The following is a 14084-nucleotide window of genomic DNA, read 5'->3' on the forward strand; positions in this document are numbered from 1 at the left end:
TCTGAAATCAAAAACACCTAACAGGTTTTGAAAACCTGTTAGGATATTCAACTTATTGAATTAAGGTAAAACCTCAATTTCTAAACCTTTATTCCAATTTTTGTGTTCCTTTTCGTAATATAAATAAGCTGACGAAGCAATTCCTTTATAATCTCCTGGAACAATAGCTTTAAAATCAACATTAATTTTACGGGTTTCTCTAGCGTTCAATTTTCTAAAATAAAACACCAATTCGTTGCCAAAGATTTCATAATAATCCACAGCATTTTTTTCTACTAATTCTTTAAGTTGCCAAGGTTCTGGAGTCAGTCCGCCCGGAATTCCTATTCTTGCAATTGGATTTGAAACTTCTTTTGCGGTTTTATTTTCAACTTCAATTTGAACTCTAAGCGTTTCGCTTATTTTTACTTTGTTTTGTAAAACGTTTGTTTTTAAAGACAATTTACATTCTTTAGAATTAATTGGTGTATACGTATTGTATTGAACATTCAAAGTATAAGGCAACATATTGTCTTCCTGAATTTGAATATCAAACTTATTTTGTCCTTCTTTTATTTTTAAATCATTTAAAGCTGCATTTCCACTTTTATCTTTTACAGACAAATCAATCAATTCATCATTAACACTCATTACCGCTTCTTTAACGGCTACTGTATTAATATAAAGCTTATTAAATTCTGTAATAGCTTTTAAAGCCAAAGCAGTAGCTTGTGTCGAACCAAATCCGTAAGATGTTCTGGAAGTTTGAATAAAATTTAAAGTTTTTGTTACTTCACCTGTAATTTCTTTTTCTTTTAATAAAGCAATAGCATACAAGGAAGCGATTTCTATATTCATCGATTTCCCGTAACTATTAATCACCGTTTGTTCTGCTTCTAAATGATTAAAAACTTGTTTATCCATTTTGGCTTTTATCAAACTCATAAGCGATTTGTACTCTGGAATTTTATTCAAATTAAATGCAGTTAAAGCTGCTAGTTCCATTCGGTATAAATCTCTGCTTTTTAAAGCTTCTTCTAAAGCCGTTTGATACTGCTTTTCAATATCAATTTTTCCAATTTCAGATAAAACATAAACGATATAGGCATTATTAACAGTATTTTTTATTCCAGAGAATCCATATTTTCCAGGATTTTGATTGAATCCACCTTTATCATCTTTTCTGGAATTCAACCATTCTATAGTTCTGTCAATCATTTTCTGATCTACATTAACAAACTCTTTCATTTCATGAAATTGCAATAAACCATAGGCTGTCAATGCTTCATTACCTGGATTGCCTCCATACCATTCAAAACCACCACCTTTTGACCCATAATTTTTAAGTTTTTGATAACCAACTTCTAAATACTTCAAGGCACGTTCTTTAAATTCTGGTGACATGTTTTTAAACTTAAGCAATTGCATCGCCATAATATTTGGATAATTTGAGGAAGAAACTTGCTCAAAACAGCCATGAGGTTCACGCATCATGCCTTCAAGAGAACTGAAAATGGCGGAAAATGGATTATAAAACAATTTAAAATCACTGGTAATTGATCCTGGAAATGCATCTTGAATTTCAAACGCTGCTGTTTGAGATTTTACCCCAGAAATATCAATATTCACAGGGAATCCCTTTGAATAGACATCAATTCTTTTTCTAATAGTCATTTTATAATCGTCTCCGGTTAAGGCGATTCCCAATGGTATATTTCTTCCAATTTTAGACGCAATTAATTTGATAGTAATACTTTTTGTTTCATTTGGTTTTAGTTCCACAGAAGAGGTTTGTTCAACTAAATCCTTTTGTTCATAAAAATTAACTTTATACGTTAAGTTTAAGTTCTTGTCTGAATTATTTTTCAGCCAAAGCGGTACTAAAATTACATCTTCCTGCGAAGCATAAAGTGGCACTTTTACATCGGTTTGAATTAACTCTTTTACAGCAAAAACAGCTTCCGATTTGCCTAAATCACCTTTATAAGATGTTCCTTCTGCTAGAATTTTAAAAGAAGTATTATCATCAGAAGTATAAAAATCAAAATTAGCCATACCGTTTTTATCTGTCTGAATGATTGAATTCCAGTAAATACAAGTTCTAAAATCTGTTTTTTCTTCAACGATTGTAGATTGGTATTTTGGCACATAAAATCTTTCTGCTACACTTATCACTTTAGCCGAAGTTTTATTTATCTGCTCAAAAGAGTATTTGTGTTTTTTTCCTAAAAGAATATTTCCTTGAAACATTCTATTTTTCGTCGTTATCAAAATCACTCCAGAATTTCCTGCAGATCCATAAATCGCTGTTGCCGAAGCATCTTTCAGAATTGTAACTGATTCTATTGAATTTACCGATAAATTGCCAAAAACAGAGGAATTTTCATTATTAACGTATGGAATTCCATCTACAACAATTAAAGGTTGCCCTCCTGCTCTACTTCCATAAACTGAACTTAATCCCCTAATTCTAACTTTGTCCGCAGATCCCGGCTGTCCAGAAGATTCTGTTATTTGAATTCCCGCTGCTCTTCCGCTTAAAGAATTAGTGATATCTGCAGCATTTATTTTTACAATAGCACCAGAAATCATTTTTTTGTTAGTACTTCCATAACCTACAACTACTACTTCTGATAAATTAGCCGAATCTGATGACAATACGATTGGAGTTCCTCTAATTTGACCACTTTCTGTTATGATTTCTTTTGTTTCGGCCGGCCTAAAACTTACTTCTAGAGGCGTTTTATTTCTAAGCGTATCTTTCATTGCCAAAAATTCATTACTATTTGTATATGAATTTGTTATCATATATTGTTTATTGCTTTTTCCTTCAACGACCAAATAAGCAAAGCTTGAAAAAGAAACTTTATTAAACACAAAATAACCGCCGGAATTACTTTTTGTTTCGAAGACTTTACCAGTATCTGAAAAAAGAAGTACTTTTTTCGAAACGCCTCTTTTTTTGTGATTGGTAACAAAACCTGCTATCCCTTTGTTTTGTTCTGGCAGGATGCTGTTTTTTACTTCTGAAATTAAATTTTGAAGATTCTCTTGATTGTATTTTCTCCAACCGTGTGTATTCAACAGCAGATCAATTGCTTCTTCTTTTATTTCCTGAGCTTTATTGTCATCAAAATAAAATCTTGGTTCATGTATTTTACCTTTTAATTCAAATCCAAGAAACAGCCAAGACAAAATATTGTCCTGTTTATCATCAATATAAGTGAGTAATTTTGAATCGACTACAGAAACAGCTAAACTTGACGGAATAGGCACATTATTTTTGTCTTTTGTCACAATTGAAACATTTACTTTTTCTCTAGGCAAATACGTTTCTTTATCGGTTTTAATTTCTATTTTTAGCCCATCTTGATAGTTTAGGAAAACCAATCTTTCGGCGACAACATTCTCTTTTATCAATAAAGAAAAAGAATGAATTCCAACAGGAAAATCTTTTGTACTGACTTCAATAGTATTCCATCCTTTTTTTAGATTCAGATTAATTGTTTTACAAATTTGAGCAAGATTTCTAACCAAAACTTTTCCTTCGATTTCCAATGGAGCATAAATATGCAACGAAACTGTTTCCGTTTTCTTTTTAGCATTTATTGCAAATACATTTTCTTCCGCTGCTGGAAGCGTTATTTTTTCATTCGATTTAAAAGGAGAAGTTACAACAGCAAAATATTTTTTAGTTCCTTCTGTTTTTAGGATTACATTTCCCATTCCATCATGAATACTTTTAAAATCTGTGATTTTATTTCCGCTTTCATCTTCAATAAATCCCGCAACATCCATTGGAAGTCCAAATTCATTTTTAGCAATAAAATATAACGATGATGGTTCATTTAAAACCAAATTCCCACTTTCTGCTAAAAATTGTAAATCAACAAAGTTTAAATTAATTGGGATCGAACGTGTTACTGATTCTTTAAAATTATCATAATCAAGCATTACATTTAGAATTCCATCATTAGAATCTAAATTTTCCGGTAATTTAAATTGAACCACAGCTTTCCCTAAATCATCCGTTTTTCCTTTAAGCGAATCGATTTTTTTTCCTGCAATAAAAACATCGTATCGAAATTCATAATTTCGAATTGGCTCATTTTCCAGATTTTTAAGTACAAAATCGGCCTCACAAGTTTCACCTTTTCCGTAAGCTTTCTTTTTAAAATCCAGATTCATCAAAATTCTTGGAGAGACTACTTTTTGAACAAAAAAGGTTTTCTCAAAAATATTTTCAGCTAACTGGTTTTGAATTTTAGTATACGCTACTATTTTGTACAAACCAGCAGCGGCATCATGTGGAATTTTATAGGAACATACGGCACTGCCATTTTCTATTTCATAATTCTGGCTAATTACTTTTTTATTGCCTTGAAAAATATCAACATATAAATAGGCACTTAATGTACTAGGTCTATTGTCGTTTTCGGTAACAAATGCTTTAAAAAATACAGTTTCACCAAGATTGTAGAGTACATTATTTAACTGCACATATACTTTTTCTGTATTAGAATTTTTACAAACAGAGTTCCAGTCGGCTTCTATGTTTTGAGCTGTAAGAGTTGTAAATAACAGCAAAAACAATATTGAGAGTATATTTTTCATCATCTTAAAATTTTATAGTTAAAGAAGAACCGAAACTTTTCATCATTGGCGAGTTGAAATATTCTAAACCGCTAGTATCTATAGAACCAAACATCGCATTGTTACTAAATGCCGTTTTACTTTTGGCAACAACAAAAACATTATTCATAAAAACAGAAATGGTAAACATTAGTTTATTTCTAAAAATGCCATAATCACTTGTATAGGCTAAATTGATTGAATTGAGCCTAAAATAACTGGCATCTTGAACAGCATCTTCGGCTACACCAGAAGTACCATATCGCACCCAGCGGTTTTGTTCCACCGGAAGATTGCTGTCGTAAAATGAAACTGTTTTGGTATTTAAATCGCCAGATGGTGTAACTCCATTAAAAACATAATTTACAACATCTCTTTGACTGCCTGTTAATTGCGATTTTCCGTAATAATTTAAAGTCTGTTCCGTTCCGTTCCAGATTTCTCCGCCTTTACTCCAGTCAAACGAAAGATTCAGACTAAAATCTTTGTAACGAAACGAATTAAAAAAGCCAACAACGAAGTCTGGATTTGGATCTCCTAAAATCTTTTGCTGTGGATCTACCATCGGAAAACCATCATTATCAACAATTACATTTTGATTTTGATCTCTTAAATACCCACTTCCAACAAGAACTCCAAGTGGCTGTCCTACAATATAGTTTTTATTGACATCTGCAAAACCTGCAAATGGAATTCGGGTTTGATTGTTATTTAAGCTTGTTACTTTGTTTTTGTAATAGGTAAAATTCAAATTGAAACCATAATTAAAATCCCTGCTTCGTTCTGTCTGTTTTTCAATTTCAAATTCAAGTCCATTTTGTTTGTAATTTACATCTGGAGACCAAGTAAAAGAATTAAGATTAGAAACTGGCGCATACAAATCTTGAACATTTTTATAATAATATTCTACATAAAAATTCCAGTAATAAGCAGCTCTATATGAAAGTGTTAAATTTGTAATATTCTCTTTTGTTGGAATTGCATTCTTCGGTGTTATGAGCTCCAAATTATTTCTCAGCTGCTTAAATTGGCTTACTTGATATTGTAAAGAATTAAAATTCAGATTATTGTTTTGTAATGATGGTTCTGTCTGTGTAAAGGTGTGACTCGCTGTAAAATTCAAAGAAGTATTAAACAATCTTTTCATTTCGGCAGCACCTGAATAGTTGAACAAAAGATTATTATTTACAGTAGAGGAATAATTTAAATTTGAACCTGCTTTCAGTATAAACTCTTCATTCGATCCTAAAGCATTACTAAAATAATATGCACCATTTATGTTGTACAAAATTTCAAATCTTTTTTGCAAAACATCGATTTTATCGTGAATTGATCCATTACTAGGAATATCCGATGGTACTATAAAACTAGAGTAAAAAGTACGATCTAAATCTCTTTGCTGGAATCTAAAATCGATTTTAGATTCTATAAATTTCATATATCCAAAATTGCGTCTAAGAACATCCGAAACAGAAAAGCTTCTAAATCCCTCAGATCTCTTGTCAAAATTTGGTGTATTAATTGCCGCAAGATAAAATCCCTGACCGCTTCTATTTCTAATTTCTGACGATTGAAAGCTTGTGTTAAATGTATTCGAATAATGATCATAGGAATAAATATGATTAAAATTGAAGGAAATTGTTTTACTTTTATTTTGATCTAAATTATTCTCTATCAAATAATACGGATTGTTCTCGTTTGCAGCATAACTTCTCTGTAATCCATTTGATAAGGTTGAAGCAAAATGATTATCAAAATGAATTGGAGTTACAGCATTCGCAAAAATGGCTTTATTTATTCCAAAATTTGAATTGGAGAAATTGTTTTCAAAATCATTATATGACAAAATCGCATCTATTGTACTATTGTAAGAAAGCGTTCTGGAATACTTTAAAGAAGTTGTAATTTCATTATTACGACTCGTCGGAATTACAGTATTTCCAGTCTTATATCCAAAATCAATCTTAAAAGTATTTCTCTTTGGACTTTCAATTTGTGCACTAAAAGATAATTTATTGTCCTGCGTATTCTGAAGAAAGCTATTTGAATTAAAAAGCTGTAATGGGTTTCCACTGCTAGAATTTCTATTGATAATATCGCCCTGCGGATAATATTCGGAAGGATTGGCAGAATATTGTAACGCGCTGACATTTGGTCCCCAGCTGAAAATTTCATTGGTTTGAGGTGATTGATAAGTCAAATCTCCATTTAGGCTTCTGCCTTGTGCAAATTGATTTTGGTATTTAGGAAGACGCATTGGCGTTGAATAAACAAACTCCTGATTGACCTGAAATGCAGCTTTCGAATATTGATGATACGTTTTAGCATTATAAACACCCGAATTATCACGACTGATTTTCATTAAGGTCTGATTGTACAGATTATAGAAATAATCAGTAATATCAAAATAATAATTGCCTGAAGATCGAGTCGCTTTTATAGAATCTTTTGGCTTTTTTAAATTTTCTAAATAATCATCACTTACTATTGGAGCAACACTACCATCACCTTCTAACTTCATATTAGCCCCAATTGTTATAATTTGTGTTTTCATTCCAAGATAGCTAATACGGAGTTTATCGCCATATTTCACTTCTATAGAATAATTACCATTAAAATCTGTAAATGTACATCTTGAAGTATTTACTACACAGACAGAAACGCCTGGAATAGGTGTTCCTTGATCACTTACATTACCTTTATAGATTTTTTGCGAAAAACTGGCTGTGGTTATAAGAAGTAAGAGTAATAGTTTTTTCATTTGGGCTGGTTGTTTTTTATATAGAGAACCATTTTTTGCAAAAGGTTGGGAACAATTAAAAAAAAACAAGAATAATACTAATATTTCTATTTCGTATATTTTTTTTATTTTTAAAGCTGTAACAAAATTGGTTGCAATACTACTAATACAAATATGAGCGAAAATCTAGAACAGTCATTTGTTGCGCAATTGCAGGCAAATCAGAATATAATCCACAAGATTTGTAGATTATATACTGATAACGAAGACGCTCATAAAGATTTATTCCAGGAAATCACTATTCAGCTTTGGAAAGCTTATCCTAAATTTAGAGGAGAGAGTAAATTTTCTACCTGGACGTATCGCGTAGCTTTAAATACCGCAATTACGTTGTACCGTAAAACCAAAAGAACAATATCTACCGTAGATTATGAAAGTCATCAACATTTTGTTAGAGATGTTGATTATAACTATGAAGAAGAAGAACAGATAAAATTGATGTACAAAGCTGTTTACCAGCTTAATGACATCGAAAAAGCATTAGTATTTATGTATTTAGAAGACAAAGATTATCAAGAAATAGCTGAAACGCTCGGAATCAGTGAAGTGAATGCACGCGTGAAAATGAACAGAATTAAGGGGAAACTTAAAAAAATACTAAATCCTTAAAAATTATTATGAAAGAACTGGATTTACTAAAAAAAGACTGGCAAAAGAACTCGGGTTCTTTTCAACAAATTTCTGAAACTGAAATCTACAAGATGATCCACAGAAAATCATCTTCTATTGTAAAATGGATTTTGATTATCAGCATTTTGGAAATTTCATTTTGGACTTTTTCAAATATATTTATCAATACAGATGATGTTTTAAGAAAAATGAATCATCCCGAAATTGTAACAGCTTTAGAGTTTCTAACCTACTTTAATTATGTTGTAGTTTTAATATTCGTTTATATCTTCTATAAAAATTACAGAACCATTTCGACCACAATAGCCACAAAATCTTTAATGAGCGCTATTCTAAAGACAAGAAAAACGGTTCAATATTATGTTTGGTACAATTTGGGAATGATTGTAATAACAGCAATTTTAAGTTTTTTTGTTGCCTTTGTTTACAATCCAGATATGGAATTTCTTAGAGATAAATTAGCCATGAACGGAAGAGCTATGTTTGTTACAATAGGCATCTTGTTTTTAGTAATTTTAGGTTTCTTCGGATTGTTCTGGTGTTTCTACAGAATCATTTATGGAACACTTTTGAGAAGATTATATGCAAATTATAAAGAGCTGAAGAAAATAGATTTCTAAGATGCTAAGGATCTAAGTTTTTTTTAGCTTAATATACATCTCCTTGCAAACGAGGCTTCGCCTTCGCTCAGCTTGACAATTTTAAAACAAATCTAAAATCATAAACTCCGAAATCTAAAATTCTAATAATCCCAACGTCTCAATTGGTTTAGTTCTTCTTGTGCTTTTATTTCTTCGGCAGGAATCACTTTTAAAAATGATGGGTGCTGTTCAATAGCATATTCTACTTTTTCTACAATTTCGTCAATTGTATCATTTTCATAATCAATCTGAAGTGGTTCTTTGATAATAAAGGATTGAAGAATATTTTTCTTTTTAAGACGTAAACCTTTTTTATCAAAAGATCTACGAAAACCATCAATTACAATTGGAATAACGATTGGTTTGTGCTGTTTGATAATATGTGCTGTTCCTTTACGAACTGGTTTAAATGATTTTGTAGTTCCTTGTGGGAAAGTAATAACCCAGCCATCAGCAAGAGCTATTTTAATATTTTCAGTATCGTTTGGATTTACTTCTCTTTTTTCAGTGACATCGACACCTTTTGCACGCCAAGTACGTTCAACTGTAATTGCACCAACATAAGCCAAAATTCTAGGCAATAAACCTGCCTGCATGGTTTCTTTTGCTGCAACATAATAAATATTCATTTTTGGCTGCCATAAGTAACCAATATTCTTAATCGTGTCCTGACGCCCGCTTAAACTTGCGTTAAACACATGAAACATCGCTACAACGTCTGCAAAATAGGTTTGATGATTGGATATAAATAAGACATTATTATCTGGTAGTGTTTTAATAATTTCAGATCCTTCAATCTGCAATTCATTAAAACCTCTATATCTTCTATGCGTCATAGCACCCAAGATTCGGATTAACCATTTCTTGATGAATAATATATGCCCAAAAGGATTTCGTTTAAACAATCCCATAACTACTTGTATCTTATTTTTTGTTAGGTCGCAAACATACAAAAATTATTCGTTTAGCAATAGATTTAAACATTTTCTCGGAATTAAAGTTATCCAAATGAATATCAAATTGTTAAATAAATATTTCTAAGCCTCTTTTTCAAAAGTAACTTTCAGCACATCTCTCAATTCACTCAAAATCATTGCCGTTGCTCCCCAAACCACATGATTTTGTATATTAAATGCAGGAACTAAAATATTAGCACCATAAGAAGTTGATAATCTGGCTTCAATAATAATTTCATCATTCAAAAAAATGGATAACGGTAGTTCTATAATTCCTGCAACTTCTCTAATATCAGGATAAAACGAAAGTTCTTCTCTTGCAATTCCTAAAAACGGATGCACTAGAAAATTACTTGGCGGAATATACATGGGAGAAAAATTTTTAACGATTTCTATTTTCTCTCGTTCAATTCCTACTTCTTCGTGAGTCTCTCTAAGAGCCGTATTTTCAAAATTAAAATCGTCTTTCTCAAACTTACCTCCTGGAAAAGCAATTTGTGCCGAATGAATTCCTTCGTATGTATTTCGAACAATCAAAACCAAATGTGTTTTTTCCTGTTTGGGATAAAACAGCATCATTACACCAGCCATTCTAGGATTTAATGCGTTGACATCAAGATTCTTTAAACCTTCAATACGTTCTTTTGGCGCCATTTTCAAATGTGATTCTACTGCTGGCAGCTTAACTGGAATTATATTGGGAACATATTTCAAAAAATCTTGAAAATTCATAATCAAAGCTTATTTTTGTACTTTCAAATAAAACATAAATATACTCCAGAAAACGCAGTACCGCAAGTTTTCTAAAATTAAAGCCTTAAAAAATGTACAGCAGAGAAGAATCACAAAGAATTAAAAGAGAATTTTGGGTAGCTTTTGCCGAAAAATATCCAAGAAAATGGGTTCTTTATGATACCAAAATAAAGGACTTCTCTTTTAAATTTTATGTAGATAATAAAAAAGCACAGGTTCTTATTGACATCGAACATAGAAGTGATGAAAAACGAACTGCTTACTTTGAAAAACTAGAAGCTTTAAAGAATATTCTTGAAGAAGAATTTATTAAAGATTTGGTTTTCGAAAAAAACTATACTTTGGAAAGCGGTAAAACAATCAGCCGAATTTGGGTTGAAAAAACAGGTGTTGGTTTTAGCAATAAAAATACTTGGGATATAATTTTTGATTTTTTCAACGAAAACATGCATGCTCTTGAGATGTTTTATTTAGAGTACGATGAATTTATTAAGGATGTTGAAGTCTAAGATGCTACCCCGATAGCTATCGGGGCTGAGATACTAAGATTCTGAGATGCTAAGTTTTTTTATATAGCAAACCCGACAGATTTTAAAAACCTGTCGGGTTTATTATTTTAAAAAGCTCAAAAGACTTAGCGACTTAAAATCTTAGTATCTCAGAAACTTTTATACCATAAAAATATTATAAACGATTATATGATCATCGTAGTTAATGTAAAGCTGTTTCCTGAAATCTTGTTTTTTACGTGTTATAATTGAAAGCTTACACTCTTTCCCATCATTATCTTTACACATAAAAGAATAGACGATATCGGTATCATTTTCTTCTCTTTCGATATAATCTAAAATATTGAACAACTGAATTTCCTGAGAATACACCACAATCCTATGTTTATCAGTATCTAAAACGATAGAAAGATTTACTAATTCTAAAGCTGACCAATTTCCCCATTTCCCTCTTTCATTTTTCTGTAATACGCTAAAACCAGAAGTTTTAAAATGATAAGACTGACTTTGAACCTGTTGCAATCCGAAAGCTAAAAACAATAATACTATATAAGTGCGTAGAGAATTCATAAATATTTCTTGCAGATAATTAAAACTCAAATGTAGCCTTTTCTTTGCTGGCAACTTCAAATTCGGCGATCATTTGTTTAACAATTTGTTCGACTGGTAAGATTTCATGAATTAGTCCTGAAATTTGTCCAATTTCTAATTCCCCTTCTTCCAAATCTCCTTCAAACATTCCTTTTTTAGCTCTTGCTCTTCCTAAAAGCTCTACTAAATCTTCTTTAGAAGGACATTTTTCATACAAAGCCTGAACATCATGAAAAAATTTATTTTTCACCAATCGAACAGGAGCTAATTCTTTCAATGTCAATTGAGTGCCTCCTTCTTGAGTATTAACTATCGTTTCTTTAAAATTATTGTGTGCAGAGGATTCTACAGAAGCAGCAAAACGGCTTCCTACCTGAACTCCATCGGCACCTAAAATCATTGCAGCCAGCATTCCTCTTCCTGTTGCGATTCCTCCTGCGGCAATTAATGGAATTTTAATTTTTTCTTTTACCATCGGAATCAAGGTTAGTGTAGTGGTTTCTTCACGGCCATTGTGTCCGCCCGCTTCAAAACCTTCAGCAACGACAGCATCAACACCCGCTTCCTGCGCTTTTAAAGCAAAAACACTGCTGCTGACAACATGTACAACTGTAATTCCTTTTTCTTTTAAAAATGAGGTCCATGTTTTAGGATTTCCGGCAGAAGTAAAAACAATTTTAACGCCTTCTTCTGCCACGATATTCATTATTTCCTCAATGTTAGGATATAACATCGGGATATTAACACCAAAAGGTTTATCTGTAGCTTTTTTACATTTCTGAATATGTTCCCTTAAAACTTCCGGATACATCGAACCTGCACCAATAAGTCCTAAACCTCCAGCATTACTTACCGCTGAAGCCAATTTATAACCACTGTTCCAAATCATTCCGCCCTGAACGATTGGATATTTTATATTAAAAAGTTGGGTAATTTTATTCATTAAAAAAATTATTGCTTGATTATCTTTCCTGTTTTATGCAGATTTTCGGCATCAAAACTATAAAAGTAAAGACCGCTTTGCAGAGACTGCATCGAAAGAATTGGATTTGAATTATTTATTTTTTCTTCTATCAATTTCTGACCTAATACAGAATAAATTGTAACAGAAGCAGTATTACTTTCATTTAAAAAAGAAAAAGTAACTGTGTTTTTAACTGGATTTGGATACACTGAAAAAGCAGTTTCTGCTATAAAATCATCAACACTTAAAGTCTTTCCAAAATTTGGAATTCCGTAACCATAATTATTATCCGGAGTTGAATAACGATCAGCAGAAGCCATAATCATTTGTCTGATTTCTTTATTTGTTTTTGTTGGAAATGCCTGCCATAAACAAGCGGCCATTCCCGCCATAATCGGACACGAAAAAGAAGTTCCGCTTGCAGTACCAATAGTTCCATTTGGATCAGAAACTACCGCTGAAGCTCCCTGTGCCATAACTTCTGGTTTTATTCTGCCATCATAACTTGGTCCAATTGAACTCGAGCCCGCTTTGACCTTAGATGCAGTAACAGAACCGATTGCTAAAACAGAAACCGCATCGGCAGGAGCGCCAATATGTTTTTCTACCTGAGTACCTTCATTTCCTGCCGAAGCTAAAACCAAAATTCCCTTACTGAAAGCAGTTTCAGCACCACGCGAAATAAAAGTAGTAATTCCGTTCATATCACTGTAAGTATGATTATATCTAACTTCATCACGATAAAGGAAATATCCTAGCGAAGTTGTGATAATATCCACACCCAAAGCATCCGCTTTCTCTGCTGCTTCTACCCAAAGTGATTCTTCAAGTGGATTTTCCTGAGCATCAATTTCTGTAATAAAAAGATAATAAGAAGCATTTGGAGCTGTTCCTATCAATGCATTTTCTTTGTATCCTCCCATTGTAGAAAGAACCTTTGTTCCATGATCTCCTCCAGCATAAAAATTAGCATTTCGAGTAGTATAATCATAACCTCCTAGAATTTTATTATTATTTCTAAGATTTTCAAATGGCTGAGCGGTATTTACACCTGGAAATCCCGCATCTAAAACGGCAATAATTTTACCTTCTCCAGTATAATTCTGCTGATGCAAAACCTGTCCGTTCATCATTTGAATTTGATTGGCAGAATTACCATAAGCATAATCTACAGCAATCTGTGATTGTTTTTTAGTCTGATTGACTACAGCTTCAGAAACCTTTTTTCCCGTAGTATTTAAAGTTCTGTCTGCAAATTCTACTTTCTGAACAAAAGCTAATGTTTTTAAAGCGTTCACATTTGTCTGTGACCCTCGAATATGAAGTGCATTCAACCATTTAGATTGTGCCATAACTGTTATTCCCGTACTCGCCATAATCTGGTTAACGTATGAAGTTTCCAAAGGTGCATCGGTAATATCCAAAGCAATATTTTGGCTTGTTCTTCGATCTAAAGCTCTCTGAGAAAGTTCTGTCAGCGGATTATCAAAGAATAACTGAGCATTCGGTTTAGATTTAAAATAAACCCAAGCTTCTTCTTGTGCAAATGCAGTGAATGAAAGAAGTATTAAAAGAAAAGTAAAGTTATATCTCATAGTATACTTTTTATGGAATTGCTTCCAAATAAAG

At 32.1% G+C, this 14084-nt stretch carries 10 protein-coding genes; 3 read left to right on the forward strand and 7 right to left on the reverse strand.

Annotation, left to right across the window (positions count from 1 at the left end; translation table 11 throughout):
• Positions 1 to 60: 60 nt before the first annotated feature.
• Both GSY47_RS13400 and GSY47_RS13405 read right to left on the reverse strand, forming a co-directional pair.
• On the reverse strand, positions 61 to 4593 hold the full coding sequence (locus GSY47_RS13400) for a TonB-dependent receptor plug domain-containing protein (RefSeq protein WP_179007489.1): 4533 nt from the start codon (positions 4591 to 4593) through the stop codon (positions 61 to 63).
• A gap of 4 nt (positions 4594 to 4597) precedes the next feature.
• Positions 4598 to 7372 carry a carboxypeptidase-like regulatory domain-containing protein gene (locus GSY47_RS13405; RefSeq protein WP_179007486.1) on the reverse strand — a complete coding sequence of 925 codons (2775 nt, stop codon included), beginning with the start codon at positions 7370 to 7372 and terminating at the stop codon, positions 4598 to 4600.
• A gap of 153 nt (positions 7373 to 7525) precedes the next feature.
• Between GSY47_RS13405 and GSY47_RS13410 the strand changes: the two genes are divergently transcribed.
• Together GSY47_RS13410 and GSY47_RS13415 are read left to right on the forward strand one after the other, a co-directional pair.
• The gene (locus GSY47_RS13410) at positions 7526 to 8020 is read left to right on the forward strand and encodes an RNA polymerase sigma factor (RefSeq protein ID WP_179007483.1); all 495 of its coding nucleotides are present in this window, start codon (positions 7526 to 7528) and stop codon (positions 8018 to 8020) included.
• A gap of 8 nt (positions 8021 to 8028) precedes the next feature.
• Entirely contained in the window at positions 8029 to 8661 is a 633-nt protein-coding gene (locus GSY47_RS13415) for a hypothetical protein (RefSeq protein WP_091491381.1), read from the forward strand.
• Between the two features lie 122 nt (positions 8662 to 8783).
• Here GSY47_RS13415 and GSY47_RS13420 read toward each other — a convergent pair whose 3' ends face one another.
• A complete protein-coding gene (locus GSY47_RS13420; protein ID WP_179007480.1) occupies positions 8784 to 9593 on the reverse strand; it encodes a lysophospholipid acyltransferase family protein in 810 nt (269 codons plus the stop codon).
• 126 nt (positions 9594 to 9719) lie between these two features.
• Positions 9720 to 10370 (reverse strand): NUDIX hydrolase, encoded by a 651-nt coding sequence (locus GSY47_RS13425; RefSeq protein WP_179007477.1) that lies wholly within the window; start codon positions 10368 to 10370, stop codon positions 9720 to 9722.
• A gap of 92 nt (positions 10371 to 10462) precedes the next feature.
• Between GSY47_RS13425 and GSY47_RS13430 the strand changes: the two genes are divergently transcribed.
• Positions 10463 to 10900, forward strand: coding sequence for a DUF4268 domain-containing protein (locus GSY47_RS13430; RefSeq protein WP_179007474.1), 438 nt, complete (start codon positions 10463 to 10465; stop codon positions 10898 to 10900).
• Between the two features lie 159 nt (positions 10901 to 11059).
• Here the strand turns inward: GSY47_RS13430 and GSY47_RS13435 are convergent, their stop codons facing one another.
• From GSY47_RS13435 to GSY47_RS13445, 3 genes are read right to left on the reverse strand one after another with little or no spacing between them, the layout of a single operon-like run.
• Positions 11060 to 11470, reverse strand: a complete 411-nt coding sequence (locus GSY47_RS13435) for a hypothetical protein (RefSeq protein WP_179007472.1) — start codon at positions 11468 to 11470, stop codon at positions 11060 to 11062.
• A gap of 19 nt (positions 11471 to 11489) precedes the next feature.
• Positions 11490 to 12434, reverse strand: a complete 945-nt coding sequence (locus GSY47_RS13440) for an NAD(P)H-dependent flavin oxidoreductase (RefSeq protein WP_179007469.1) — start codon at positions 12432 to 12434, stop codon at positions 11490 to 11492.
• A gap of 8 nt (positions 12435 to 12442) precedes the next feature.
• On the reverse strand, positions 12443 to 14050 hold the full coding sequence (locus GSY47_RS13445; RefSeq protein WP_179007449.1) for a S8 family serine peptidase: 1608 nt from the start codon (positions 14048 to 14050) through the stop codon (positions 12443 to 12445).
• Positions 14051 to 14084 lie beyond the last annotated feature (34 nt).

This window comes from Flavobacterium quisquiliarum (assembly GCF_019308285.1).
GTDB lineage: Bacteria > Bacteroidota > Bacteroidia > Flavobacteriales > Flavobacteriaceae > Flavobacterium > Flavobacterium quisquiliarum.

Coding starts and splice junctions, on each gene's coding strand:
- GSY47_RS13420 (WP_179007480.1), bottom strand. CDS start 9,593: ATGGGATTGTTTAAACGAAATCCTTTTGGGCATATATTATTCATCAAG.
- GSY47_RS13440 (WP_179007469.1), bottom strand. CDS start 12,434: ATGAATAAAATTACCCAACTTTTTAATATAAAATATCCAATCGTTCAG.
- GSY47_RS13415 (WP_091491381.1), top strand. CDS start 8,029: ATGAAAGAACTGGATTTACTAAAAAAAGACTGGCAAAAGAACTCGGGT.
- GSY47_RS13430 (WP_179007474.1), top strand. CDS start 10,463: ATGTACAGCAGAGAAGAATCACAAAGAATTAAAAGAGAATTTTGGGTA.
- GSY47_RS13445 (WP_179007449.1), bottom strand. CDS start 14,050: ATGAGATATAACTTTACTTTTCTTTTAATACTTCTTTCATTCACTGCA.
- GSY47_RS13400 (WP_179007489.1), bottom strand. CDS start 4,593: ATGAAAAATATACTCTCAATATTGTTTTTGCTGTTATTTACAACTCTT.
- GSY47_RS13425 (WP_179007477.1), bottom strand. CDS start 10,370: ATGAATTTTCAAGATTTTTTGAAATATGTTCCCAATATAATTCCAGTT.
- GSY47_RS13435 (WP_179007472.1), bottom strand. CDS start 11,470: ATGAATTCTCTACGCACTTATATAGTATTATTGTTTTTAGCTTTCGGA.
- GSY47_RS13405 (WP_179007486.1), bottom strand. CDS start 7,372: ATGAAAAAACTATTACTCTTACTTCTTATAACCACAGCCAGTTTTTCG.
- GSY47_RS13410 (WP_179007483.1), top strand. CDS start 7,526: ATGAGCGAAAATCTAGAACAGTCATTTGTTGCGCAATTGCAGGCAAAT.